This window comes from Tianweitania aestuarii, from assembly GCF_018457165.1.
Taxonomy (GTDB): domain Bacteria; phylum Pseudomonadota; class Alphaproteobacteria; order Rhizobiales; family Rhizobiaceae; genus Tianweitania; species Tianweitania aestuarii.
This window is the reverse complement of record NZ_JAFMNX010000002.1, coordinates 758,797-784,620: the sequence shown is the minus strand read 5'-3', so window position 1 is coordinate 784,620 and position 25,824 is coordinate 758,797. Positions and strand designations below refer to the sequence as shown.

Here is a 25,824-nt window from a genome sequence, read left to right as displayed (position 1 = left end):
GCCATGGATCCGATCCTGCTTTGCCTCGATTCCGGAACGACAGCCGTCAAGGCCGCCGCTTTCGACCGGCATGGCCGGCTTCTGGCCGTGGCGCAATCCGACAACAATGCGCTGCGCCGCGAAGGCCAGCGCGTTGAACAGGACATGACCGTGACGCGCGATGATGCGTTCCATGTGTTGCGCGACTGTGTTGCCCAGATCGATGCGGGTGCAGTTCAGGGTTTGATCGTCACGGGGCAGGGCGACGGACTTTGGCCCGTTGACAGCGGCGGTGAGCCGGTTGGCCGCGCCATGACCTGGCTCGATGGCCGGGCGCGCGCTTTGGCAGGCACGTTGGGCGAAGCGGGTGCGTTCGCGGACATCGAAGCCGTCACCTTTTCGAGGCCGACTGCCGCATCACAAACGCTGCATCTTCTGTGGCTGCAACTAAATGATCCGTCACGCCTCGCGCGCATCGCCCATGCGCTGCGCTGCAAGGAATGGTTGTTCCTCTCGCTGACGGGCACGCTCATGGGCGAGCCGAGTGCTGCTTTGCCGGTATGGGGCGATTGGCGCACCAACACCTTCTCGCCTGTGGTGCAGGAAAGTCTGGGTCTTCAGCGCGGCATCGAGCTTTTGCCGCCGTTTCTGGATGTCGGCGAATGCCGCGCCAGTTTGAAAGGCGAAGCGGCCGCCGCGATCGGTTTGGCTGCGGGGTTGCCGGTGCTGCTTGGTCCAGGCGATGTGCAGGCGACCCTGATCGGAATGGGACTTGGCACCCGCACCGGTGTCACGCGCGCTTCCATCTTCGGCACGAGCGCCATTCACGCCTGTTTCCTGCTTGACCCCAACCTGATGCGCGAAAAGCCTGCTGGCGCCATGGTGCAGCGCTTTGTGCTTGATGACGGCTATCTCTGCTTTCATCCAAGCTTCAACGGCGCGACCTTGTTCAGCCATGTGGCCAAGCTCACGGGTCAGCCCGCTTCCGTTTCTGTGCCCTCTTATTCCGGCGTGGTGATGCATCCCTTTTTCGAGCCCGGCGGCGAGCGGGCGCCTTATACGTCGCCGCACGCATCAGGCGCGCTGTTCGGTGTCACGGCCGCGACAAAGCCGGCCGACCTTGCCTGGGCGGCGCGTGAGGCGCTGTGCTTCGTTGCCCGTAAAAGCCATGACATGATGAATGCGCCCGCAAACCGCCTGACGCTTGGCGGCGGATTGGCGGGCGATGCGCAGTTTGCCCGTTTTCTTTCCACGATCATGGGGACCGAGGTCGAGCGCAACACTGCCGGTCATGCCGGTTTGCGGGGCCTTGGCGCGGTTGGCGCGAAGGTCCTGTTCGATGCAACCAAGGCACAACTCGTTCAGGATTGGATCACCGAACCCGACGAAGTGCTTGCTCCCGGGCATGCTGATCTGCTCACCTATGCCGAAGAGAAATACGCGCTGTTCTCGAAACTCCTGGATGCTGCTTGCGGCGAATGGGGTACGGTTTCAACCATCGCGGATCGCGCGCAAAAACTGATGGAAGGGTCACCGGCATGAGCCAAAATCCAAACAACGGCGCTGATCTCTTGTGCGAAACGCTGCTCGCCAATGATGTGGATGTGTGTTTTGCCAATCCCGGAACATCCGAAATGCATTTCGTGGCGGCGCTCGACCGGCAGCCCACCATGCGCTGTGTGCTCGGCCTGTTTGAAGGCGTGGTGACGGGCGCAGCCGACGGTTATGCCCGCATGGCCGATAAGCCGGCGGCGACGCTGCTTCATCTGGGGCCGGGTCTGGCGAATGGTCTTGCCAATCTGCACAATGCCAAACGCGCACGCACGCCGATGGTGAATGTGGTGGGCGATCACGCGACCTACCATCTCGATTATGATGCGCCGCTGCATTCGGATATCGACTCGCTTGCCAGGCCGATGTCCCATTGGGTTGGACGCGCGACGGACGCCGATGCTGTCGGTGAGCGCACGGAAGACGCCATTCGCGCCGCTCATGCAAACGGCGGGCAGATCGCGACCTTGATCCTGCATGCCGACGCCGCCTGGAACGAAACAAGCAAGGGCGTGCCGCAGCCGATCGCTCGCGAGCAACAAAAGCAGCCGGATGCCGCCCGTATCCGCGAAGCAGCCGAAGCGCTTCGTTCCGGCAAGACCACCACGATCCTCGTCAGCGGCATGGCGCTGCGTGAACACGAGCTGGAGACGCTCGACCGTGTCGCGCGCAAGACCGGTGCCCGGCTGATGGCGCAGCAGGCGAACGGGCGTATGCAGCGTGGCGCGGGCCGCGTGGCCGTTGACCGCGTGCCCTACGTGGTGGATCAGGCGGTCGCCAAGTTCGCCGACACCGAACAGGTGATCCTGATCAGCGCCAAGGCGCCCGTCGGTTTCTTTGCTTATCCGAACAAGCCGAGCAGCATGCTGCCGGCGGATTGCCGTGTGGTCGATATGGTGGAAGACGACACCAATATCGCCGCAGCCGTAGCCGCACTCGCTGACGAAATTGGCGTTACCGGGGTCGAATCGGAACTGGCGCAGCGCTTTCGCCCCGATCGGGTCACGGGCAAGCTGACAGCCGAAGGAATTGCGGTGGCGCTCGCCCACCATGTTCCCGCCAATGCCATTGTTTGCGATGAATCCATCTCGTCTGGCCGCGACTTCTTCCGCACCACTCATGGCTCCGAGCCACATGACTTCCTGCAGCTGACCGGCGGTGCGATCGGTGTCGGTTTGCCACTGGCCACCGGCGCGTCGATTGCGTGTCCGGACCGCAAGGTCGTTGCGCTGCAGGCCGATGGCAGCGGCATGTATACGGTGCAGGCGCTTTGGACGCAGGCGCGTGAACGCTGCGATGTGGTGACGATCATCTTTTCCAACCGCCGCTACAACATTCTGCTCGGCGAGCTGAAGAATGTCGGCGCAGGCGCACCGGGCGAGAATGCCAGCCGCATGCTCAACATCGACGATCCCGCGCTCGACTGGGTGAAGCTCGCCAACAGCATGGGCGTGGAAGCCGCTTGCACCGACACGGCGGAAGGCTTTGCCGATCTTCTCAAGACCGCCTGCAGCCGACCCGGACCGTTCCTGATCGAAGCGTTGATCTGATTAACAGGAAAGCCATGACCATGGGCACCATCAAGCGTGTTCCGCATTGCTCCCATTGGGGCGCTTATACGCTCCTCGTGGACGACAACGATATCGTGGGTGTCGAGCCCTTCGCGCTCGACCCGGCGCCATCCCCGATCATCCGCTCGGTCAAGGAATGGGCCAATCCCGAGCGCCGCGTCTTGCGGCCGATGGTTCGCTCCGGCTGGCTCGACAAGCGCGAAGGGAGCGACCGCCATGGACGCGGACGCGAGAACTTCGTGGCCGTGCCGTGGGATGAAGTCACCGACATGGTGGCAAGCGAAATTCGCCGCGTGGCCGATGCGTTCGGCAATGAAGCGATTTTTGCCGGCTCTTATGGCTGGACGAGCTGCGGCCGCTTCCACCATGCTTCGTCGCTGCTCAAGCGTACGCTGAACCTGGTCGGCGGCTTTACCGGCCATGTCGACACCTATTCGATTGCCGCGGGACCCGTGATCCTGCGCCATACGTTGGGCGACGACAGGGCCTGCGGCGGTCAGGCGAACACGCTGGATTCCATTGCCGAGCACACAGAAACGCTGCTGGTGTTTGGCGCCCTGTCGCCGCGCACGGCACAGACGGAGGCCGGTGGCATCGCCCGCCACGGGCTTGAAACGCATCTGAAGCGCATGGTTGAGCGCGGCGTGCGCATCATCCTCGTATCGCCCTTGAAGGACGATCTGCCGGAATGGGTGCCTGCCGAATGGTGGCCGATCCGCCCCAATACCGACGCGGCGCTGATGCTGGGTCTTGCCGGCGAGATCGTGAAGGCTGACCGCCATGACAAAGGGTTTCTCGAGCGCTGCACCAGCGGTGCCGACCGGTTGCTGAACTATCTCGAAGCCGGCGAAGATGGCGTGCGCAAGGATGCGGGATGGGCGGCTTCGATCACCGGGCTCGATCAAGCCAAGATCGCCGAACTCGCGCGCGTTCTCGTGGATACCCGTAGCCAAATCACGGTGAGCTGGAGCTTGCAGCGCGCCCATCATGGCGAACAGCCGTTCTGGGCCGCGCTCGGCCTTGCTTCGGTGATTGGCCAGATCGGCTTGCCCGGCGGCGGCGTGGGCTATGGCTATGCCTCGCTCGGCGGCGTCGGTTTGCCGTTCAACCTCGGCAAATCGCCCGCCATTTCGCAGCTGGTGAAGCCGATCAACAGCTTCATTCCCGTGGCGCGCATCTCCGACATGCTGCTCAATCCCGGCGGCACCTACACCTATGAAGGCGAGGAGCGGACCTATCCCGACACCAGGCTGGTGTATTGGGCGGGCGGCAATCCTTATCACCACCATCAGGACCTCAACCGCCTCGAGGAAGCCTGGACGCGGCCGGAAACCATAATTGTGCAGGACCCGATGTGGACGGCGACCGCCCAGCGCGCCGACATCATTTTGCCCGCCACCACCTCCATCGAGCGCAACGATCTGGCCGGCAACAAGCGCTCCGACATGGTGCTTGCCATGCATCAGGCGATCGAACCGCTCGGCGAAGCGAAGTCAGACTTCGCGATCTTCGACATGATCGCGGCCAAGCTCGGCGTCGGCGAGCGCTTCAACGAGGGTCGCGACGAGATGGGCTGGCTGCGCCATCTCTATGACAACAGCCGTGACGATGCCAGAACGCGCTTCGGCTTCGACATGCCGGACTTCGAGACCTTCTGGGAACAAGGTTATGCGCCCGTGCCGGTGAAGGAGAACAACGTTTATCTCGCCGACTTCCGCGATGCGCCGGATGCGCATCCGCTGGGCACCGAAAGCGGCAAGATCGTGCTCGGTTCGGAAAAGCTCGCCAAGCTCGATTACGCCGATTGCCGGTCTCATCCCGCATGGATCGAGCCGGCAGAATGGCTGGGCAGCGCGACCGGTGCCGATGAACTGCACCTGATTTCCCACCAGCCGGCGGGCCGCCTCCATAGCCAGCTCGAAACCGGCGAAGCGAGCCGTGCCTTGAAGAAGAACGGCCGCGAACAGGCGCGCATTCACCCGCAGAAGGCGGCCGAGCTCAACATTGTGGACGGGCAGACCATCCGCTTGTGGAACGAGCGCGGCGCGTGTCTCGCGACCGCTGATGTCAGCGATACCGTGCGCTTCGAGGTCATCGTTTTGCCGACCGGCGCCTGGTTCACGCCGCATGGCAATAGCGGGCTCGATGTGGCGGGCAACCCCAACGTGCTGACGCTCGATATCGGCACATCCCAGTTCGGCCAAGGCTGTTCGGCCCATACCTGCCTCGTTCATGTCGAGCCCTATCATGGCGACACGAGCGATGCCTTCGCTGCCTATCAGACGAGACTGGTCGCACTGGCGGCTGTTTGACACTACCGGAGGAGATACAATGACCCAAGCTGCCGCGATCAGTCGCTTTCCTGTTCCCGAGATTGGGGATTTGCCCGACGATATTCGTGAGCGCGTGCTTGCGGTGCAGGAAAAGTCCGGCTTCGTGCCGAACGTCTTCCTGACGCTGGCGCATCGCCCCGACGAATTTCGCGCTTTCTTTGCCTATCATGACGCGCTGATGGACAAACCCGGTCCGATCACCAAGGCCGAGCGCGAAATGATCGTGGTGGCCACCAGCAACATCAACCAGTGCCAGTATTGCGTTGTGGCGCATGGTGCGATCCTGCGCATTCGCGCCAAGAGCCCGACCATCGCCGACCAGGTCGCGATCAACTACCGCAAGGCCGACATCACGCCGCGCCAGAAGGCGATGCTCGATTTCGCGATGAAGGTGTCGCAGCGCGCTTATGATGTCGGCGACGACGATATCGCCGTTCTTAAGGACCACGATTTCACGGAAGAAGATGCCTGGGATATCGCAGCGATCTCTGCTTTCTTCGGCATGTCGAACCGCCTGGCCAATGTCACGAGCATGCGGCCGAACGACGAATTCTATGCGATGGGACGCTGATCATGGCCAAGGGTTACAAGGATATGCTCGCCGAAGCGGATGCCGTGGTGCAGTCCGTTTCCACTGGTGACATGGTCGCCAAGCCGGATGATGTCGTTTTGGTGGACATTCGCGATCCGCGCGAACTGGAGCGAGACGGCACCATCGAGGGCGCGCTGCATGCGCCACGCGGCATGCTGGAATTCTGGATCGATCCGGAAAGCCCCTATCACAAGCCGGCCTTTGCCGAGGACAAGACCTTTGTCTTCTATTGCGCGTCCGGCTGGCGCTCGCTGCTGGCCGCCAAGGTCGCGCAGGAAATGGGCTTGAAAGCGCGCAGTATGTGCGGCGGTTTCAAGGAATGGAAAGAAGCCGGCAATCCCGTGGCGGAAAAGAAGCGTCGCGAGCCGGACGCCAAGCCGCAAGGCTGAGCTGAAGGCGAAGGTTTGGACCGCAGGAAAAGCAGATAAGGCATAGGCAGGCTGGTGGTGAACAAATACGATCAAGGGCTCGAACGTCGTGTCGCCAACCATCAGTCGCTGACGCCGCTGTCTTTTCTGGAGCGCGCCGCGCGCACCTATCCCGACCACATCGCCGTGGTGCACGGACAAACGCGACTGAGTTACCGCGACTTCTTCCGCAACACCCGCCGGCTGGCATCGGCGCTGGTCGGGCAAGGGATCGGCAAAGGCGACACGGTCACCGTGATGCTGTCCAACACGCCGCCGATGCTCGAAGCCCATTTCGGTGTGCCGTTTGCCGGCGGAGCGGTGCTGCATTCGCTCAACACGCGCTCGGATGCGGCAACGATCGCCTTCCAGCTCGATCATGCGGAATCCAGGATCGTCATCGTCGATCGCGAATATTCGGCGGTGATGAAGCAGGCGCTGGAACAGGCCACGGTCAAGCCGGTGGTGATCGACTTCGACGATCCCGATTATCCCGCCGATGCGCCGTTTCCCAAGGGCGAGCGCATTGGAACGATCGATTATCACGCCTTTCTTGAAAGCGGTGACCCCGACTTCGCGGTGTCGATGCCCGACGACGAATGGGACGCCATTGCGCTGAACTATACGTCCGGCACGACCGGCAATCCCAAAGGCGTCGTTGTGCATCATCGTGGTGCCGCCCTGGCTTCACTCAGCAACATCATTCATTCGGGCATGAACCGGCATCCGATCTATCTCTGGACGCTGCCCATGTTCCATTGCAACGGCTGGTGCTTTCCCTGGACGCTGGCGATCCAGGCTGGCACGCATGTGTGTCTGCGGTGGGTTCGTGCGAAAGCGATGTATGACGCTCTGGCTGATCATGACGTCACTCACCTGTGCGGTGCGCCAATCGTGATGTCGACGCTGATCAACGCGTCGGACGAAGACAAGCGTCCATTCGAGCAAAGCGTCACCTTCAACACCGCCGCCGCGCCGCCACCCGAAGCGGTGTTGCAGGCGATGGCAGAGGAGGGCTTCAACGTCACGCATGTTTACGGGCTCACGGAAACCTATGGTCCGGCCGTCGTGAACGAGTGGCATGACGACTGGAACGCGCTGCCGCCCGCCGAACAGGCGGTGAAGAAGGCGCGGCAGGGCGTCAACTTCCTGGCGCTGTCGGAACTCACGGTGCTCGATCCGCTTACCATGGAGCCGGTGCCGGCCGATGGCGAAACGCTGGGCGAGGTGATGTTTCGCGGTAACATCGTGATGAAGGGCTATCTCAAGAACGAGAAAGCCACCGAAGACGCTTTTGCCGGCGGATACTTCCATTCCGGCGACCTCGGCGTGCTGCATCCCGACGGCTATATCCAGCTCAAGGACCGCTCGAAGGACATCATCATCTCGGGTGGCGAGAACATTTCGTCCATCGAGGTGGAAGACGCGTTGTACCGCCATCCGGATATCGCCTTTTGCGGCGTGGTGGCGATGCCGGACGAGAAATGGGGCGAGCGCCCGGCAGCCTTTATCGAGCTGAAACCCGGCCGCACAGCAACAGAAGCCGAGATGCTCGCCTTCTGCAAAGCCAACCTCGCCAGCTACAAATGCCCCGCACGCATCATCTTTGCGGAGATCCCCAAGACATCCACGGGCAAGATCCAGAAGTTCAGTTTGCGGGGCTTGTTGAAGACCTAGGCAGAATTTGAACTGTTGGCTTACGCTTGCGCTGCTTCCACAAGGTTGCTCAAGCGACGGCCGAGCGGTTGATCGGGATCTCCGAGTTCCAGCATGACGCTCATGTGGTTGTGTTCAGGCACTTCCATGAGGTCCAGTGGCAGGTTCTGGCTTTGCAGCTTTTGGTGCAAAGCGCCGGCCTGGTCATGGAAGGGCGCTGTTTCCGCTCCGCCAAAGGCCAGGATCCGAGGTGGACCCGCATGATGGCTGGAAGAAAGAGGCGACCATGATGCCGCTTCTTCATGCGTCATCGCAGCTTCATCGCGCAGAAAGCTGTCGGGTATGCCCGAAAGATCATAGATGCCGCTCACGAGCAGCAGACCACGAAGATCGGGCAGTCGGGGTGCCTTGGTCTCGTTTGGCCCGGTGGCAGCAAGATAGGATGAAAGGTGGGCTCCGGCTGAATGGCCGCTGACCGTGATGCGGTCGGGGTCGGCGCCAAAGGAACGCGCATTGTCTCGCAGCCAGCACACGGCTCGCCGGACCTGATCGACCAGCACCGGCAGCCTCTGACCGGGCATGAGATCATATTCAACCAAGGCGCAGATGCCGCCGACGGCAAGCACCGGGGCGGCTACGAAGCGGTAGTTTTCCTTGTTGCCAGAACGCCAATAACCTCCATGAACGAAGACATGGAGCGGAGCGCCGTCCGACACCTGATCCGGAAGGATAAGGTCAACCGTTTCGCGTGGGCTGGCGCCATAAGCGATATCCGCGCGCGTGGTCGCCTTGGCCGACAGGGCGCCGCTGCGCGCGGCGAACTCGGCAGCGATCGCATCGAAGTCAGCCACGAAGTCTTTGATCAGGTAGGGGTCGGACCGGGTCACATAGGGTTGAGCTTCCATGTCTAAATGTCCACCGCGTAGTATTTGGCTTCCATGAATTCGAGGATGCCCGTCACGCCGCCTTCGCGTCCGAGACCGCTTTGCTTCACGCCGCCGAACGGTGCTGCGGGATCAGACATCAAGCCACGATTGATGCCGAGCATGCCGCTTTCCAGACCCTTGCCGACCCGCATCGCACGCTTGAGGTCGCGCGAATAGATGTAAGCGGCGAGGCCGTATTCGGTGTCGTTTGCGAGGCGGATGGCCTCTTCTTCCGTTTCGAACTTGTAGACGGGAGCAACCGGTCCGAAGATTTCCTCGAAGGCGATGTCGGCGTCCGTGGGCACATTCTCCAGCACAGTCGGCGGGTAAAAATAGCCGCTGCCTTCCCGCGGCTTGCCGCCGGTGGTCGCGCGAGCGCCGCGCTGGAGTGCGTTGGACACGAGCTGGTCGATCTTCTGCACAGCTTTTTGCGTGATCATGGGGCCGCATTGCGTAGCGACATCGGTGCCGGCACCAACCTTCAGCGACGCCATGCGCTTGGTCAAACCGTCCACGAAAGCGTCATGGATGCCGGCCTGAACATAAAAGCGGTTTGCCGCCGTGCAGGCTTCGCCGGCATTGCGCATCTTTGCGATCATCGCGCCATCGAGCGCTGCATCGAGGTCCGCATCATCGAAAACGAGGAACGGCGCATTACCGCCGAGTTCCATCGAGCAGCTGACCACCGTCTTGGCGGCTTCTGCGAGAAGGGCGCGCCCGACGCCTGTCGAGCCGGTGAAGGACAGCTTTCGCACGCGCGGATCGGCAAGCATCGCGCTGACCACGGGACCGGGATTGCGGGTGGTCAAAACGTTGACCACGCCGGCCGGCACGCCGGCCTCCTCGCCAAGACGCGCCATGGCGTAAGCGGTCAGCGGCGTTTCCGATGCCGGCTTCAGGATCACGGTGCAGCCGGCAGCCAGAGCCGGTCCAATCTTGCGCGTCGCCATTGCGGCCGGGAAGTTCCATGGGGTGATCAGCACCGAAATCCCGATTGGTTCATGATCCACCAGGATCTTGTGCGAGCCCGACGGGGTCGGGCGGTATTCGCCAGGAATGCGTGTGGCTTCTTCGGCATACCAGCGGAAGAATTCGGCGGCATAGCCCACTTCGCCGCGCGCATCGGACAGAGCCTTGCCGTTTTCCAGCGAAATCAGCATCGCCAGATCGTCGGCATGCTCGGTCATTAGGTGGAACCAGCGGCGCAGGATTTCCGAGCGCTGGCGCGACGGCGTTGCGCGCCAGCCGGCAGCGGCTGCATGTGCGGCATCCACGGCGCGCAGGGCATCATCGATTCCGGCATCGGCGACATGGGCGAGAACCTCGCCTGTCGAGGGATCGACCACAGGAATGTCCTGCCCTTTCTCCCATTGGCAGTTAATGTAGAGACCTTCGGCGTGAAGAGCCGGGTCGGCAAATCCTCGTGTTCCGAGCGTTTGAAGCATGGCTGTGTCCTTTGAAGGTCAGATCAGGGCAGCGAAGTCGCCGGAATAGGCTGCACTTACGAGCCTCTGCATTTCCGGCAGCGGCAATGGGCGTGGATTGTTCTGAATAAGCCGGGCGATCCCGCAGCTTTGTTCGGAGACCCAGGTGATACGCTCTTCTTCCAGTCCGAGGTCGCGCAACGTGGCCGGTATGCCGATGCGCTTGAACAAGGCGGTTATCGCGGGGATCACCGCTTCACCGTTGCTGAGGCCGGTAACGCGTGCAATCTCGTCCAGCTCCGGCGTGATCTCGGGGCGGTTCCAGGTCATGACATAAGGCATGAGGCAGGCGACCCCGGCGCCATGCGCAGTGTGGGTGAGTGCGCCCACCGGATATTGGATCGCGTGGGCTGCCGCCGTGCCGGCAACGCCGAACGCAAGGCCCGCGAGCGTTGCTCCCATCATCACCTGCTCACGGGCGAGCCGATCAGAGCCGTCCGTGCAGGCGGCTTCGAGGCCAGCCCAAAGAAGCGCAATCGCGCGCAAGGCGAAATGATCAGACATCGCGTTCTTGCCTACGAACACCCGGTCTTGTGCGATGCCCGGAACCGGTTCGCGACGGATCGCGGTGAAGGCTTCGATCGCGTGGGTGAGCGCATCGGCGCCTGCGATGGCGGTAAGACCGGGCGGGCAGGTGATCGTCAGGTCCGGATCGCAGATCGATGCGGTGGGAATGAGGTAGGGGCTGGAAATTCCGACCTTCAAACTGCGCTCTGCATCCGACAACACGGCAACCGGTGTGACTTCCGAACCGGTTCCGGCCGTGGTGGGCACAGCGATCAAAGGCACGACGGGACCCGGCACGTTGTATTCGCCGTAATAATCCTGCGGCTTGCCGCCATGGCGCAACAAGACGGACAGGCACTTCGCCATGTCGAGGCAGGAACCGCCGCCGATGCCGATCACGAGATCCGGGTCGAAGTCTCGGGCCGCCGCAGCGCTTTCGATCGCCGAATCCACAGGAACATCGGGCAGGGTCGCGCTGTCGACCTGAACCTGCAGACCCGCATCCTGAAGCGTCGCAACCATGGAAAGGAGGTCAGCGTCGTTCGATAGCCGGGCATCGGTAACCACGAGGGCGCGGCTGCCCAGCTGTTTTGCCACGCGGTCAAGCGCATGCCGCTGCCCCGAGCCGAAGATCAGCTCCCGGGGCGCTCGCAAGGTGCCAAATAGGTTCATTCACTTCCCCTCAGACCTATGTCGCTGCGGTCGGTAGAAGAGATGTCAGTCTGTGGATTGCGCCGGCAAAAAAGCTCCCTGCCGGATCCATCCACCCACCAACATCCTCCCCGATATCGGATCATATACGATATTGTATTTGACATCAGATAGGATTTTTGCAACTTCTTTTCGCAGCGGGGACGTGGTTTTGAGGGTGCAGGTGATTTCAGCGGCAGCAAGGCGCGACGTGAAGCAGGTCCTTCCAAGGCCGAGCAGTGTCGTTGAAGGTGTTTATGACAACATCTATCACCGGCTGATGGCGCTTGAGATTGCGCCCGGAGCCCGGATACCTGTGGATGTTCTGTCTCGTGAGATTGGTGTCTCACAGACTCCGGTTCGCGAAGCCCTCACGCGGTTGGAGCGGGAAGGTCTTGTTCGCAAGGAGCACCTGATCGGCTATAGTGCGGCGCCGCAGTGGACGCGCAAGCAGTTCGACGATCTTTATGCGTTCCGCTTGTTGGTCGAGCCGGAAGCAGCGAGGCTTGCGGCTGAACACATGACGCCGGACGTTTTGCGCCTTCTTGAAGCCGTCGCCGCGGACATGGAGCATGGTGAAGGCCCTGTTGACAGGACCACCCGGTATTCCCGCTTTGCGCGCGCTGACGCGCACTTTCACGATGAAATTCTGAAGATCTCCGGAAACGAGATCATCCGCAGCACGCTGTCGAATCAGCATGTGCATCTCCACATCTTTCGCCTGATGTTCAACACGCGCGTGACGCAGGAAGCGCTTGAAGAGCATGAAGACCTGCTCGAGGCGTTCCGCGCCGGTGATCCGGATGCGGCAGCGACCGCCATGCGGCACCATGTCGAACGCTCGCGCGATCGACTGCTCCAGGCCTTCGAATGAGCGCGCAGGCTCTTGCCCGAGCGCCATCGTGCGCGCAGCCGCTGACTTTGCGCGCCGAGGGGCTCGGCAAGACTTACGGCGCAATCACGGTTTTATCCGACATCAGTCTGGACATCCGGGCAGGCGAAGTTCACGCGATCATCGGTGAGAACGGTGCGGGCAAGTCCACGCTCATGAAGCTGTTGTCCGGGCATGTCAGGCCGACAACCGGGCGCCTGTTCATGGAAGAGGAGGCGGTCGCTTTCGACGATGCCGTGGACGCGGAAAGCGCCGGCGTCGTGCTGGTTCACCAGGAAATCCTGCTGGCGCCTGATCTCACCGTTGCACAGAACCTCTTCCTTGGCCGCGAACTGACGCGCGGCTTCATGATCGATGACAAGGCGATGGATCGGCGCACGAACGCGGTGCTTGCCCGCGTCGGATCGGTCGCTAGGGCGTCGGATCGCGTCGGCGACCTGGCACTGGCACAACGTCAGCTCGTTCAGATCGCGCGCGCCATTCTGGAAGACCGCAAGATCATCATCCTCGACGAGCCGACAGCGGTTCTCGCCAATGATGAGGTCACGGCCCTTCTGGAAATCGTCCGCAACCTGCGGGAACAAGGCGTCGGCATCCTCTACATTTCCCATCGGCTCAACGAGGTTCAGGCTTTGGCGGACCGCATCACGGTTCTTCGCGATGGACGGATGGTCGGTACCTGGCCGGCCAGCGAATTGAGCCAGCGTCGCATGGCCGAACTAATGGTCGGCCGCGAACTCAGCATGCTTTATCCCGAGAAGCGGCCTGTTGTGACAGGCGAGCCAATCCTTTCGGTAACCAACCTTGTTGTCGAAGACGGTGCAACGCAGGGTTCATTCACCCTCAGAGCTGGCGAAGTTCTTGGCATCGGCGGCATGATCGGCTCCGGGCGTACGGAGTTGTTGGAAGGTCTTTTCGGCTTGCGCCCCTCCCATGCCGATAGCGTGTTGGTGAATGGGTGCGACATAACTCATCGATCCGTCAGGACGTTGATGGCTGCGGGCCTGGTTTACCTCACCGAGGATCGGAAAGGGAAAGGGCTTCTTGTTGATGCACCGCTTGCCCCGAACCTGACGCTACAGGCCCTCGACGGCGTCAACCCGGGCATCGTTCTCAACCGGCGGCGGGAGGTCGCCGAGTTGGAGCAGGCAGTTGCAAACTTTGATATCCGGGTGCGGTCGTTGACGCTCGACGCCGGCAAGCTGTCAGGCGGCAATCAGCAGAAGCTGCTGTTGGCGAAGGTCATGATGTCTGACCCGTCCATCGTCATCATAGACGAGCCGACACGCGGCATCGATATCGGCAACAAGAGCCAGATCTACGGCTTCATCGACGCCATGGTTCGTGCCGGTAAGGCGTGCCTCATCATCTCCTCTGAGATGCCGGAACTGGTTGGGCTCTCGGACCGTGTGCTGGTGATGCGGGAAGGGCGGTTCGTCGCCGAGCTGACAGGCACGGAGATCAACGAGGAAAATGTCGCTTATGCCGCCACGACCGGGCGGCACGCACAGGCGGGAGGAACAGCCTGATGACCATTTCAGCCGTCGGCACAACAGCGCCTGTAAGACGCAGCCGCATCCGCTGGGCGGATCTTGCGCCGTTCATCGCGCTTGCCCTCATCATTCTGGTTGGCACGCTGATCAACACCAACTTCGCGTCGCAAGCCAACCTGCTCAACGTCATCACTCGCAGCGCCTTTGTCGCCATTATCGCGATCGGCGCCACCTTCGTGATCGCGTCGGGAGGGCTGGACCTTTCCGTTGGCTCGATGATGGCCTTTGTGACCGGCATCATGATCATGGCGATGAACGGTCTGGCGCCGGCTTACGGAGCCTGGGCCATCGTCATGGGGGCTGGCGTCGCGCTCGTCGTTGGCGCGCTGTGCGGCTTGTTCAACGGTCTCATCATAACGATCGGCCGGATTGAGCCCTTCATCGTAACGCTGGGCACGATGGGCATCTTCCGAGCCTTTATTACTTTCATGACGGATGGTGGATCGCTGCCGCTCGATCGCAGCCTGCGCGAAGCCTATCGCCCTGTCTATTTCGGCAGCTTCCTGGGGGTGCCTTATCCCGTGCTGATCACGTTCGTGGTGATCTTGCTTGGGGCTTTTGTGCTTTACAAGACCAAGTACGGAAGACGGGTTGTTTCAGTGGGGTCGAATGCCGAGGTGGCGCGCTTTTCCGGCGTTGATGTCGGAACCGTTCGGACACTGACTTATGTCATTCAGGGCCTGTGCGTCGCGGTTGCTGCGATCTGCTACGTGCCCCGTCTCGGTGCTGCAACGCCGACCACCGGTCAGCTCTGGGAGCTTCAGGTCATCACCGCAGTCGTGATCGGCGGCACTTTGCTCAGGGGCGGCAAGGGCCGGATCTGGGGGACTGTTGCCGGCGCGCTGATCCTTGAAATCATCGCCAACGTAATGGTGCTGTCGGACATGGTTTCCGAGTACCTCGTTGCTGCCGTTCAAGGCGCCATCATCATCATCGCGATGCTCGCGCATCGCTTAACCAGCAGCCGCTGAAGCGGCGCAGAACAGTCAACGGAGGAGAACGACTGTGCAGATGAAGAGCTTGAAGAAACGAATAATCCTGTCGACGGCACTGGTTGCCTTCGCAGCTTCGATGAGCGTAGGTCATGCGCAGGAACGGAACGTCAAGATTGCGGTTTCCATTCCCGCCGCGACCCATGGCTGGACCGGCGGCGTGGTTTACCATGCTGAGCAGGCCGAGAAGGAAATAGAAGCCGCTTTCCCGAACATCGACGTCATCGTGTCAACCGCGTCTTCAGCGTCGGCCCAGGTGTCGTCGCTGGAGGACCTGTCGGCCACGCAGGACCTCGACGCCCTTGTAATCCTGCCCTTTACCTCCGAGGAACTCACCGGACCGGTGGAGCAGGTGAAGGAAAAAGGCACTTTCATCGCAGTGGTCGACCGCGGGCTTTCGGATCCCTCGGTACAGGACCTTTACATCGCTGGCGACAACATCGCAGTTGGCGCTAATACCGCGAAGTGGCTGTCGGAAAAACTGAACGGCGAAGGCGAGATCGTGGTTCTGCGAGGCATCCCGACGGTCATCGATGACGAGCGCATCAAGGGCTTCTCGGATGTGATCGCCAAGACCAACATCAAGATCCTGGACATGCAGTATGCGAACTGGAACCAGGATGAAGCCTTCACGCTGATGCAGGATTATCTGGCCAAGCATCCGAAGATCGATGCGGTCTGGGCCAATGATGATGACATGCTGCTTGGCGTGATCGAGGCCGTGGACCAAGCCGGACGCACCGACATCAAATACGCGCTTGGCGGCAACGGCATGAAGCAAGTCATCGACCTGGTGAAGAAGGGAGACGAGCGCACGCCGATCTCCACGCCTTATCCGCCTTCGATGATCAAGTCGGCCATTTACATGGTGGCAAGCCAGTTCAACGGCCAGGCACCTATGCGCGGATCCTTCCGCCTGGATGCACCGCTGATCACGCCGGACAATGCCGATCAATTCTACTTCCCCGATTCACCATTCTGATGAACGACGGGTGCCTCCAAGGGGCACCCTGTTGTCTTGATATGCATAGGAGACCCACATGAGCGGCAAGAAAATCCTCATGCTGACCGGTGAATTCACCGAGGAATATGAGATCTTCGTTTTCCAACAGGGCATGGAAGCCGTCGGGCATACGGTTCATGTCGTTTGTCCGGATAAAAACGCCGGCGACCGGATCAAAACATCGCTGCACGATTTCGAAGGCGACCAGACATATACCGAAAAGCTCGGCCACTATGCCGACATCAACAAGACCTTCTCGGAAATCAACATCGAGGAGTATGACGCGATCTATGCAGCAGGTGGCCGCGGCCCGGAATATATTCGCACCGACAAGCGCATCCAGAACTTCGTTCGCTACTTCCATGAAAGTGGAAAGCCGATCTTCACGATCTGCCACGGTGTGCAGATCCTGATGGCCGTTCCCGGTGTTCTGAAGGGCCGAAAGGTTGCGGGCCTTGGAGCATGCGAGCCTGAAGTCACGGCCGTGGGCGGCATCTATATCGATGTTAGTCCTACTGAAGCCTATGTCGATGGCAACATGGTATCAGCCAAGGGTTGGACTGCGCTTGCCGCTTTCATGCGCGAATGCATGAATGTTCTTGGTACGAAGATCACCCATAGCTAATCGGTGAAGAGGGCGGCGCTGTCTTCCGGGGGCGCGCCGTCGTTTTCCTTGAAGTCACCCTGAGGAATGGAAGTAAGAACCGCAGATGTCTCAGAGGTGCGATCCAGCTTTTGTGGTGCTGGCGGAATTTACTGTTCCGCTGGAAAGCAGAGCGCTGTTTCTGGCAGCAGCCGACGCGGATGCTTGCCAGTCACTGGCCCATGAGCCCGGATGCCTGACGTTTGATGTGATCGGTCTGGATGAAGACGTGGTGCTCTTCTACGAGGTCTACCAAGACGAGGCGGCCTTCGATCATCATCAAACCACTTCGCACTTCCAGGAATTCCAGAACGCGGTTGAACAGCTCAGGCTCACCCAGCCGAAGGTGCGGCTGGGGCGTCGCGAACAGAATGGCCGGCCCGCTGACTGAGGGCGCACTCCGGCAGCAAAACTGAACATTGAGGCCGGTGCCCCTTGCGTGGCGGCGGGCGGGATGGTTTGAGGCGGTTTCCTTCGATAACCGACCTGGAAGACCCGCATGATCCGCCTTGAAAGCATCGGCAAGCAGAACGGCAAGCAGATTGTCTTTATCGAGGCGTCGGCGGCGTTGCAGCGTGGTGAGAAGATCGGGCTCGTCGGCCCTAACGGTGCGGGCAAGACGACACTGTTTCGCATGATCACGGGCGAGGAACTGCCGGACGAGGGGCAGGTCCAGGTCGATCGCGGCGTGACTATCGGTTATTTCAGCCAGGATGTCGGCGACATGGCGGGCCGCAGCGCGGTGGTCGAGGTCATGGATGGCGTTGGGCCGGTCAGCACGCTTGCAGCCGAGATGGCGGAGCTGGAAGCGGCCATGGCCGATCCGGACCGTGCCGACGACATGGACGAGATCATCGCCCGCTACGGCGAAGTGCAGGGCCGCTACGACGAACTCGATGGGTATGCGCTGGACGGTCGAGCCCGTGAAGTGCTGGACGGGCTTGGCTTCAGCCAGACCATGATGGAAGGGGATGTCGGCAAGCTTTCGGGCGGCTGGAAGATGCGTGTAGCGCTGGCCAAGATCCTCCTGATGCGCCCCGACATCATGCTCCTCGACGAGCCATCCAACCATCTCGACATCGAAAGCCTGATCTGGCTCGAGGGCTTCCTCAAGGGTTTCGACGGTGCCGTGTTGATGACGTCGCATGATCGCGAATTCATGAACCGGATCGTCAACAAGATCATCGAGATCGACGGCGGCGCGCTGACATCCTATTCCGGCGACTACGAGTTTTACCGCCAGCAGCGCGCTATCGCCGAGGTGCAGCAACAGGCGCAGTTCGAGCGTCAACAGGCGATGCTGGCCAAGGAGGTGGCTTTCATCGAGCGCTTCAAGGCGCGCGCGAGCCATGCGGCGCAGGTCCAGAGCCGGGTCAAGAAGCTCGACAAGATCGAGCGCGTCGAGCCGCCCAAGCGCCAGCAGACGGTGCGCTTCGAGTTTCAGCCGGCACCGCGCTCAGGCGAGGACGTTGCGACGGTCAAGGGCGTGCACAAAAGCTATGGCGACCGGACCATCTATGACGGGCTCGACTTCCAGGTACGCCGGCGTGAGCGCTGGTGCGTGATGGGCGTCAATGGCGCTGGCAAGTCGACGCTGCTCAAGCTGATCGCCGGCGCTTCGGAGCCGGATTCGGGAACGGTGACGCGCGGTCCGAGCGTGAAGATGGGCTATTTCGCTCAGCATGCGATGGAACTGCTCGAAGGCGAGCGCACCGTTTTGCAATCGCTGGAAGACAGCTTTCCGCAAGCGGGACAGGCGGCGCTGCGCGCGCTGGCCGGTTGCTTCGGTTTTTCCGGCGATGAGATCGAAAAGAAATGTCGCGTGCTGTCAGGCGGCGAAAAGGCGCGGCTGGTCATGGCCAAGATGCTGTTTGATCCGCCGAACTTCCTTGTTCTCGACGAGCCCACCAACCACCTCGACATTGCCACCAAGCAGATGCTGGTCGAGGCGCTGTCGCGCTTCGAGGGCTCTATGCTCTTTGTCAGCCACGACCGCCATTTCCTGGCTGCGCTGTCTAATCGTGTGCTCGAGCTGACCCCTGAGGGCCCGCATCTCTATGGCGGTGGATATTCCGAATATGTCGAACGCACGGGCCAAGAAGCTCCGGGCATCCGGAGCTAGGTTCTGGTCGCTACGTCGCTGACACCCTTCCAAGGCGAGCAGACCCTCAGGGGCTGCTTGGTGTGGACGTCTTGGTGACGGAAGCGTCGGAGGCTTTCAGCCGGAAGGCGCGCAGGCGCGGCAATACCGTCGACAGATCAACGGCTTCACCCGCGCCGAACCCGAAATAAAGCTCGCGGAACAAGGCAAACAGCTCCTCGTAGGCGGCTCGTGCCTCGGGACGAGGGTGAAAGATCTTCAACGGCGGGCTCAAGCGGGCCTGTGCTTCCTGCACGTCAGCAAAGGCTCCGCAGGCAAGGGCTGCGAAGATGCACGATCCGACGCCGGTCGGCGACGTTGTCGGCACGTACACGTCTTCGCCCAGAACATCGGCGTAGATCTGATTGAGGACGTCGTTCTTTTGCGGAATGCCGCCGCCGTTGATGACGCGTCCGGTTCCGACGCCGCAACTGCGCATGCGCTCCAGGATGATGCGCGTGTGCATGGCCATGCCTTCGATTGCGGCATGCATTTCGTCTGCTGCCGTGTGACCGAGATCCCAGCCGAGCGTGACGCCGCCGAGATCCGAGCGAACAAGCACGGTGCGATCGCCGTTGTCCCATGTCAGGCGCAGGAGACCGGTTTCGCCTGGTCCGCGATGCTCCAGCCCTCCCACAAGCGAAGTGACATCGGTCCCTGCGCGCTTGGCAATGGCTTCAAAGATGTCGCCGGTGGCGGACTGCCCGGCTTCTACGCCGGTTGCACCTGGAACGACGCTGTCGGGCACCGCACCGCAGATGCCAGGAACGAGGTGGGTATCGGTTGGGCCGATCGCGATGAAGCAGGTGGATGTGCCAACCACATTGACGATGTCATCGAGCTTTCCACCACTGCCGATCGCATCCCAATGAGCGTCGAAAGCGCCGAACGGGATGGGGATGCCGGCTCGAAGGCCTAGCCGCTCGGCCCAAAGCGGCGACAATGTCCCGGCGATGTCGAGCGCCGTTCCCATCCTGCCTTCGAGCTTCGCGTTGATACCGGCAAGCAGCGGATCGACGCGTTCCAGGAAATCTTGCGGGGGATACCCGCCCCACGCCGCACCCCACATCCATTTGTGTCCCATGGCACAGACACTGCGGGGAAGTTGGGCGACTTCGGTGATGCCGCACAGCGTGGCGGCCACCATGTCGCAATGCTCCAGCGCGGTGGCGACGCGATCACGCTTGTCCGGATTGTGACGAAGGAAATGCAGCAGCTTGGCGTAGCCCCATTCGTGCGAATAGGTGCCACCGCACCATTTCAGCGCTTCGAGATTTTCGGCACGCGCAAGGGCTGTGATTTCGTCGGCTTCGCGGTGACCGCGGTGATCGGCCCAAAGATAGTAATCGTCGAGCGGAACGAGGTTTTCATCCACGATCACGACGCTTGAGCCGGTCGTGTCGGCCGCGAAGGCTGCAACGTCGCTGCCGTCGATGGCTGCTGCCGCGATCGCCTCGCGTGTGGCCTTCACCAGCGCCGTCATGTGATCGTCATGCGATTGTTGTGCAAGAAGCGGATCGGCGGGATCGCGCTTCAAGGGGTAGGGTGCAATGGCGGACCCACGCGTTTGGCCGCTATCCGTGTCCATGATGGTAACACGAACGCTCAGGGTCCCGAAATCTGCGCCGGCAATGAGAGGCATGGTGTTCAGTCCTGCCCGTAGGTTGCGCCGGTGCCGTGCTTGCGCCGGTAATGCCGGTCCATCAAGCTTTGTGAGATCGGCGGAAGGTTGCGGTCCAACATCATTGAATGCCAGGCCATCTTGGCGACTTCTTCCAGAATTGTGGCGTGGAGAACGGCTTCTTCGGGCGTTCTGCCCCAGGCGAACGGTCCGTGACCGGCCACGAGAATGGCTGGCACTTCGAGGGGATCGCGCCCTTCAAACGCTTCCACGATGACATTGCCGGTGGCGGCGACATAACGGTCGCGGATTTCCTCGTCCGTCAGGTTGCGCGTGACCCGGATTTCGCCGTGGAAGTAATCGGCATGGGTTGTGCCGAAGGTCGGGATCGGCGTGCGCGCCTGGGCAAAGATCGTGGCGAAGGTGGAATGGGTGTGAACCACGGCGCCGATCTCGGGAAAGGCGCGGTAGAGAACGAGATGCGTATCGAGGTCTGAGGACGGACGCAAACGGTTGTCGTAGGCTCCGCCCGTAAGATCGGCGATCACCATATCGTCGGGCGTCATCACTTCGAAAGGAACGCCGCTCGGCTTGATGATCACGCGCCCGGTTTCGCGATCGATGGCGCTCGCATTGCCGAAGGTCGCCTTTACGAGACCGTGTCTGACGGTGTCGATATTGGCTTTGCAAACGGCATCCCTGAGGTCGGCGAACGTCATAAAGGCAATCCTGTTACTCGCAGATGCGCGCGCCGGAAACCGGCGCGCGCGTTGTCCCTTGGATCAGCGCTTGGCTGTCCAGCCCTGATACTCGCCGAGATTTTCAGCGGTGATCAGCTTCGGCTCGATCAGAACCGTTGCCTGTTCCGGCGTCTTGCCCTGGAAGACCTCGTAGCCGAGATCGAGAGCCTGGCCTGCCATCGTGTATGGATCCTGCGAGGCGGATGCCTTCACCAGCGAGTTCGGGTCGGAAAGCGACTGTTCGGTATCCGGAGCGCCGTCGACGCCCGTGATGATCAGGTTCGTGCGGTTGAGCTGCTTGGCGGCAAGCTGGGCACCCAGAGCCATCGGATCGTTGGCGCCGAACACGGCATCAAGGTCCTGGAAGCGGGTCAAAAGGCCCTGCATGACTTCAAGACCGCCTTCGCGCGAACCCTGGCCATTCTGGTCGTCCGACACGACAGTGATCTTTTCGTTGGCCTTGAAGACGTCGCTGCAGCCGCGGAAACGATCGTTGAGGGACGAGGACGACGGGCCCTTGATGATGGCGACGTTGCCTTCGCCCTTGAGCTGGTCGACGATGTACTGGCAGGCCTTCTGGCCGGCTGCGACGTTGTCGGTCATCACGGTGACATCGGCACCTGGGGCCGACACGTCGAATGCGGCGACGACGATGCCGGCGTTCTTGGCGCGCATGACAGCAGGCGCGATTGCCTTGTCGTCGACGGCGTTCAGCATGATGATGTCAACGCCGGCGGCGATGAAGTTGTCGATCTGGCTGACTTGCTTGTTGAGATCGTAGTCAGCCGAAACCGACGTGATCTGCACGTCCGGATTGATTTCGCGCGCGCGGTCCTCGATGCCCTTGATCGTGGCGACGAAGAACGGGTTGCCGAGAAGGCCGACGGAGATGCCGACGCTCTTCAGTTCCTTGTCCTGCGCGTTTGCCGCGCCGGCGAGACAAACGACGGCTGCTGCCGACATCATGAGTGTTTTCAAAAGACGCATGGGTTTCCTCCTGTGATGCGTTCGTGTTCCACGGCTTTCAGGTGCGAGCGCCGCCTGAAAGTCGATACCGGTCGAGAGCCACGGCTGCGATGATCACGAGGCCCTTGATTATGAACTGCCAGATGTCGGAAACACCTGTGAGAATGAGGCCGTTCGACAGAACGGCGATGATCAGCGCGCCGATCAGCGTTCCCCAGATCGAGCCGACGCCGCCAACGAGGCTGGTGCCGCCCAGGATCACGGCGGCGATGGCATCGAGCTCATAGCCCTGGCCAAGCTGCAGACCGTTGGCGGCATAAAGGCGCGCGGCCGACATGACGCCGCCGATGCCAGCCATCAGGCCGGACATGCCGTAAACGAACAACAGCACCAGCGACACCTTGATGCCCGTCAGGCGGGCGGCTTCCTTGTTGCCGCCCACGGCATAGATCCAGGTGCCGAGGACGGTGCGGCGCAGGATGAACCAGGATACGAGGATCACAGCCAAAGCGATCAAGGCGAGATATGGAATGCCGAACAGTGATCCGTTGCCGATCGCTGCAAAGGGGAGGTCGGCGTTGAACACGGTCGTGTCTTCGCCCATCAAGCGAGCCACGCCGCGCACGGCAGTCAATGCGCCGAGTGTAACGATGAAGGGCGGTAGTTTGAGGTAGGCGATCAGCGCGCCGTTGACGAGGCCGAACAGGAGGCCGAGCGCCATGCCGGCCGGGATGCCCAGCAATCCCATTCCCGGCAACAAGGAGACGATGATCGCGCCCATCGCAGAGGATGCAAGGATCGCGCCCACCGAAAGATCGATGCCGCCGGTCAGGATCACGAAGGTCATGCCTGCCGCCAGAACCACGTTGATCGCGGCCTGTTGTGTCACGATCGACAGATTGCTCACCGACAGGAACTTGCCCGTCAGCAGTTCGAAGCCGATGCCAAGCAGGATCAGCACCGGCAACATGCCGAGCGCCACGATCACGGTCTTGATGTGCTGGTTGTTGCGCGTCTTGGGCGCGTCTTGAGCTGCACTCATCTCGCGTTTTCCTTAAACTGCTTGTTGTGCGGCGGGCGCGCTATCCGTGCGCCCCACAGACAATGCCATGATGGCTTCCTGGCTGATCGGGCGATGGTTTTCCGATTGGATTTCTCCCGCGATCGTGCCTTCGCGCATCACCAGAACGCGATCCGACACACCGATGATTTCTGGCAGCTCGCTCGAGATCATCACGACCGCCAGTCCCTTTTGGGCAAGCTGGTCGATCAGGCGGTAGATTTCCGACTTCGCGCCAACATCGACCCCGCGTGTCGGCTCATCCAACAGGATCACGGTCGGACTGATTTCCAGCAGGCGCGCCAGGAGCACCTTCTGCTGGTTTCCGCCCGACAGAGCGCCAACATTGATGCTGGCCGAAGGTGCCTTGATGCCAAGCGCCTTCAGCGCCTGGTCGGCCCGTTCGCGAGCGCGGCGAAAATTGCGCTGGCCGCCGGTGCCTGCATCCTGGCCGATCACGCACAGGTTCACATTGTCTGAGATCGTCATATCCAGAAACAGGCCGAGGCCCTTCCGGTCTTCCGTGAGATACACGATGCCATGTTCAAGCGCTTCGGCGGGCGAGCGCGGCGTTACGTCGACGCCATTGAGGCGCACGCGGCCGGCAGTGGCTGGATCGGCGCCATAGATCAGGCGGGCCAGCTCGGTTCGTCCGGAACCAACCAGGCCTGCAATCCCAAGCACTTCACCACGATGAACATCGAAAGAACAGTCATGCACGAAGACGCCGTCGCTCATGCCTTCGACCGACAGCACCACCTCGCGCTGGCCTTCCTGCGGTTTGTGTTCCTTTGTGTAGAAGGTGGACAGATCGCGGCCCACCATCATGGCCACGAGGCGCTCGGCGTTCAATTCGTCGCGCTCGAGCGTGCCGACATAGGATCCGTCGCGCAGCACCGAGCAACGGTCGGACAGCCGGTAGATCTCTTCCATGCGGTGACTGATGTAGATGATGGCGATGCCTTCGCTTTTCAGGCGGGCAATGACCTCGAACAGCTTCTCCGTTTCTCGACTTGAAAGGGAGGTCGTGGGCTCGTCCATCACGATGATGCGGGCTTTTGCCGACAAAGCGCGGGCGATTTCGACCAATTGCCGTTCGCCCAGCGACAGGCGTTCAACCAGCATGTCAGGGCCGAAACTCAAGCCGAGCTGGTCAAGGATCGGCTGGGTTTCTTCACGCATGGCTGAGCGCATGACGATGCCACGGCTCGAGCGCTCGTTTCCGAGGAAGATGTTCTGGGCGACCGTGAGGTTGGGCGCCAGCGAAAGTTCCTGATAAATAACGGCGATGCCGTGTTCCTTGGCCGCTTTGGGATTACCGCTCGGCACAGTCTTTCCATTGACCAGCACTTCGCCACCGGCATCAGGCGTATAAGCGCCTGACAGGATCTTCATCATCGTAGATTTGCCGGCGCCGTTTTCGCCCATCAGGGCGTGAACCTCGCCGGGAAAAGCGGTCAAGGAAACATCTTGAAGCGCGCGCACCGGTCCGAACGTCTTGGAGATGCCGCGCATTTCCAGAAGCGGTTGCACGTTGCTTGCGTCTCGGCTGGGGCTTGCGATGGTGCTCTGGTTCATGCGGGCACTCCCTTGTTCAAGGCTGCAACGGTGAACTGGACGCCGTGGTCCTCGAGCATCTTGGCATCTGCATTGGTCAAACCGTCATCGGTGATCAGGCGATGAATGCGCGTCAGCGGCAAGGCGACCGTGGGCGGGCGTTCACGGAACTTCCGGCTGTCGACCAGCACGATGATCTCGTTGGCGCGGTTGCACATGTCGTTGATGAAACGCACCAGCAAAGGATGACTTTCCAGAAGCCCTTCGGCGCTGACGCCCAAAGATCCAACGAAAAACTGCGCCGCATAAAAGGTGTGTCCGCTTTGCGCCGCATCATAGATGATACCGGGTTCGCGATGCAGATCACCGCCACCGACTGTCAGCTGGCAGGTGCCGAACTCGCTGAGATAAGCGGCAACCGGCATGGAATTGGTGAAGACCCTCAGATTGCGCTGGGCGATCTCGCAACCAAAATGAAAGCAGGTCGAGCCGCCGTGAACGATCACCGAACTGCCGTCGCGCACCAGGCATGCCGCGACCCTTGCGATGGCTCTTTTGGCATCAACCGCAATGTCGCGCCTTTCGATGAAAGGCAGGGCGACGGAGCGACGAGCAGGAAGGCCGTCCATGGCGGCGATGCCACCATACACTTTCTGGCCAAGACCAGCTTCCACCAGCTTGTCGATGTCGCGGCGCACTGTTGCAGCGGACACGCCGACTTTGCTCTTCAACTCGTTCACCGAGATGAAGGGGCGCTCACGAAGAAGATTGGCGATGGTCGCATGACGAAGAAAGTCGCTCATCCCTCCTCCTCCAAGGCTGCGGACACCGAATGGCTACACCCTCACCAATCAAAATGCAACAAGGTGATCAGGATCGATCACCGATTTGCAAGATGCGTCAAAGCTGGTTCATGGATCAGTTCGCGTTTTTGCCTTGAAGGGATCAGCGTGACATGATC

The 25,824-nt window shown here is 61.2% G+C and carries 22 protein-coding genes; 13 read left to right on the top strand and 9 right to left on the bottom strand.

Annotated features, from left to right (window positions below; genetic code table 11):
- Nucleotides 1-3: 3 nt before the first annotated feature.
- From JYU29_RS11820 to JYU29_RS11795, 6 genes are read left to right on the top strand one after another with little or no spacing between them, the layout of a single operon-like run.
- Nucleotides 4-1,521: an FGGY family carbohydrate kinase gene (locus JYU29_RS11820; RefSeq protein ID WP_213984979.1), complete on the top strand. Its 1,518-nt coding sequence runs from the start codon at nt 4-6 to the stop codon at nt 1,519-1,521.
- On the top strand, nt 1,518-3,080 hold the full coding sequence (locus JYU29_RS11815; protein WP_213984978.1) for an acetolactate synthase large subunit: 1,563 nt from the start codon (nt 1,518-1,520) through the stop codon (nt 3,078-3,080). The genes JYU29_RS11820 and JYU29_RS11815 overlap by 4 nt, the downstream gene beginning before the upstream one ends.
- 14 nt (nt 3,081-3,094) lie before the next feature.
- Complete coding sequence (locus JYU29_RS11810) at nt 3,095-5,413, top strand: molybdopterin-dependent oxidoreductase (protein WP_250157353.1); 2,319 nt, start codon at nt 3,095-3,097, stop codon at nt 5,411-5,413.
- 19 nt (nt 5,414-5,432) lie between these two features.
- A complete protein-coding gene (locus JYU29_RS11805) occupies nt 5,433-6,005 on the top strand; it encodes a peroxidase-related enzyme (protein ID WP_213984977.1) in 573 nt (190 codons plus the stop codon).
- A gap of 2 nt (nt 6,006-6,007) precedes the next feature.
- Entirely contained in the window at nt 6,008-6,415 is a 408-nt protein-coding gene (locus tag JYU29_RS11800; protein WP_213984976.1) for a rhodanese-like domain-containing protein, read from the top strand.
- A 54-nt stretch (nt 6,416-6,469) separates the two neighbouring features.
- Nucleotides 6,470-8,110 carry an acyl-CoA synthetase gene (locus JYU29_RS11795; protein WP_213984975.1) on the top strand — a complete coding sequence of 547 codons (1,641 nt, stop codon included), beginning with the start codon at nt 6,470-6,472 and terminating at the stop codon, nt 8,108-8,110.
- 20 nt (nt 8,111-8,130) lie between these two features.
- On the opposite strand, the gene JYU29_RS11790 is transcribed toward JYU29_RS11795, so the two are convergent.
- From JYU29_RS11790 to JYU29_RS11780, 3 genes are read right to left on the bottom strand one after another with little or no spacing between them, the layout of a single operon-like run.
- A complete protein-coding gene (locus JYU29_RS11790; protein WP_213985059.1) occupies nt 8,131-8,976 on the bottom strand; it encodes an alpha/beta hydrolase in 846 nt (281 codons plus the stop codon).
- Nucleotides 8,977-8,996: 20 nt separating this feature from the next.
- Nucleotides 8,997-10,460, bottom strand: coding sequence for an NAD-dependent succinate-semialdehyde dehydrogenase (locus JYU29_RS11785; protein ID WP_213984974.1), 1,464 nt, complete (start codon nt 10,458-10,460; stop codon nt 8,997-8,999).
- A gap of 18 nt (nt 10,461-10,478) precedes the next feature.
- On the bottom strand, nt 10,479-11,678 hold the full coding sequence (locus JYU29_RS11780) for an iron-containing alcohol dehydrogenase (RefSeq protein ID WP_213984973.1): 1,200 nt from the start codon (nt 11,676-11,678) through the stop codon (nt 10,479-10,481).
- A gap of 205 nt (nt 11,679-11,883) precedes the next feature.
- Between JYU29_RS11780 and JYU29_RS11775 the strand changes: the two genes are divergently transcribed.
- The 7 genes from JYU29_RS11775 to JYU29_RS11745 all read left to right on the top strand — a co-directional run bounded on the left by JYU29_RS11775 (nt 11,884) and on the right by JYU29_RS11745 (nt 18,901).
- Nucleotides 11,884-12,570: a GntR family transcriptional regulator gene (locus JYU29_RS11775; protein ID WP_347879886.1), complete on the top strand. Its 687-nt coding sequence runs from the start codon at nt 11,884-11,886 to the stop codon at nt 12,568-12,570.
- Nucleotides 12,567-14,117, top strand: a complete 1,551-nt coding sequence (locus tag JYU29_RS11770) for a sugar ABC transporter ATP-binding protein (protein WP_213984972.1) — start codon at nt 12,567-12,569, stop codon at nt 14,115-14,117. Before JYU29_RS11775 ends, JYU29_RS11770 begins: the two co-directional genes overlap by 4 nt.
- Nucleotides 14,117-15,112, top strand: coding sequence for an ABC transporter permease (locus JYU29_RS11765; RefSeq protein ID WP_213984971.1), 996 nt, complete (start codon nt 14,117-14,119; stop codon nt 15,110-15,112). Before JYU29_RS11770 ends, JYU29_RS11765 begins: the two co-directional genes overlap by 1 nt.
- Before the next feature lie 40 nt (nt 15,113-15,152).
- Nucleotides 15,153-16,115 carry a substrate-binding domain-containing protein gene (locus tag JYU29_RS11760; protein WP_213984970.1) on the top strand — a complete coding sequence of 321 codons (963 nt, stop codon included), beginning with the start codon at nt 15,153-15,155 and terminating at the stop codon, nt 16,113-16,115.
- 58 nt (nt 16,116-16,173) lie between these two features.
- On the top strand, nt 16,174-16,761 hold the full coding sequence (locus JYU29_RS11755; protein WP_213984969.1) for a DJ-1/PfpI family protein: 588 nt from the start codon (nt 16,174-16,176) through the stop codon (nt 16,759-16,761).
- Between the two features lie 112 nt (nt 16,762-16,873).
- The gene (locus JYU29_RS11750; protein WP_347879884.1) at nt 16,874-17,170 is read left to right on the top strand and encodes a putative quinol monooxygenase; all 297 of its coding nucleotides are present in this window, start codon (nt 16,874-16,876) and stop codon (nt 17,168-17,170) included.
- Between the two features lie 108 nt (nt 17,171-17,278).
- On the top strand, nt 17,279-18,901 hold the full coding sequence (locus tag JYU29_RS11745) for an ABC-F family ATP-binding cassette domain-containing protein (protein WP_213984967.1): 1,623 nt from the start codon (nt 17,279-17,281) through the stop codon (nt 18,899-18,901).
- A gap of 46 nt (nt 18,902-18,947) precedes the next feature.
- Here the strand turns inward: JYU29_RS11745 and JYU29_RS11740 are convergent, their stop codons facing one another.
- The 6 genes from JYU29_RS11740 to JYU29_RS11715 all read right to left on the bottom strand — a co-directional run bounded on the left by JYU29_RS11740 (nt 18,948) and on the right by JYU29_RS11715 (nt 25,666).
- Nucleotides 18,948-20,561, bottom strand: coding sequence for a ribulokinase (locus JYU29_RS11740; protein ID WP_213984966.1), 1,614 nt, complete (start codon nt 20,559-20,561; stop codon nt 18,948-18,950).
- 5 nt (nt 20,562-20,566) lie between these two features.
- Nucleotides 20,567-21,259: an L-ribulose-5-phosphate 4-epimerase AraD gene (araD, locus tag JYU29_RS11735; RefSeq protein ID WP_213984965.1), complete on the bottom strand. Its 693-nt coding sequence runs from the start codon at nt 21,257-21,259 to the stop codon at nt 20,567-20,569.
- A gap of 63 nt (nt 21,260-21,322) precedes the next feature.
- The gene (locus JYU29_RS11730; protein WP_213984964.1) at nt 21,323-22,267 is read right to left on the bottom strand and encodes an ABC transporter substrate-binding protein; all 945 of its coding nucleotides are present in this window, start codon (nt 22,265-22,267) and stop codon (nt 21,323-21,325) included.
- Between the two features lie 37 nt (nt 22,268-22,304).
- Nucleotides 22,305-23,288 (bottom strand): ABC transporter permease subunit, encoded by a 984-nt coding sequence (locus JYU29_RS11725; protein WP_213984963.1) that lies wholly within the window; start codon nt 23,286-23,288, stop codon nt 22,305-22,307.
- A 12-nt stretch (nt 23,289-23,300) separates the two neighbouring features.
- Nucleotides 23,301-24,884 carry a sugar ABC transporter ATP-binding protein gene (locus JYU29_RS11720; protein ID WP_213984962.1) on the bottom strand — a complete coding sequence of 528 codons (1,584 nt, stop codon included), beginning with the start codon at nt 24,882-24,884 and terminating at the stop codon, nt 23,301-23,303.
- Nucleotides 24,881-25,666 (bottom strand): DeoR/GlpR family DNA-binding transcription regulator, encoded by a 786-nt coding sequence (locus tag JYU29_RS11715; RefSeq protein ID WP_213984961.1) that lies wholly within the window; start codon nt 25,664-25,666, stop codon nt 24,881-24,883. Before JYU29_RS11715 ends, JYU29_RS11720 begins: the two co-directional genes overlap by 4 nt.
- Nucleotides 25,667-25,824: the final 158 nt, after the last annotated feature.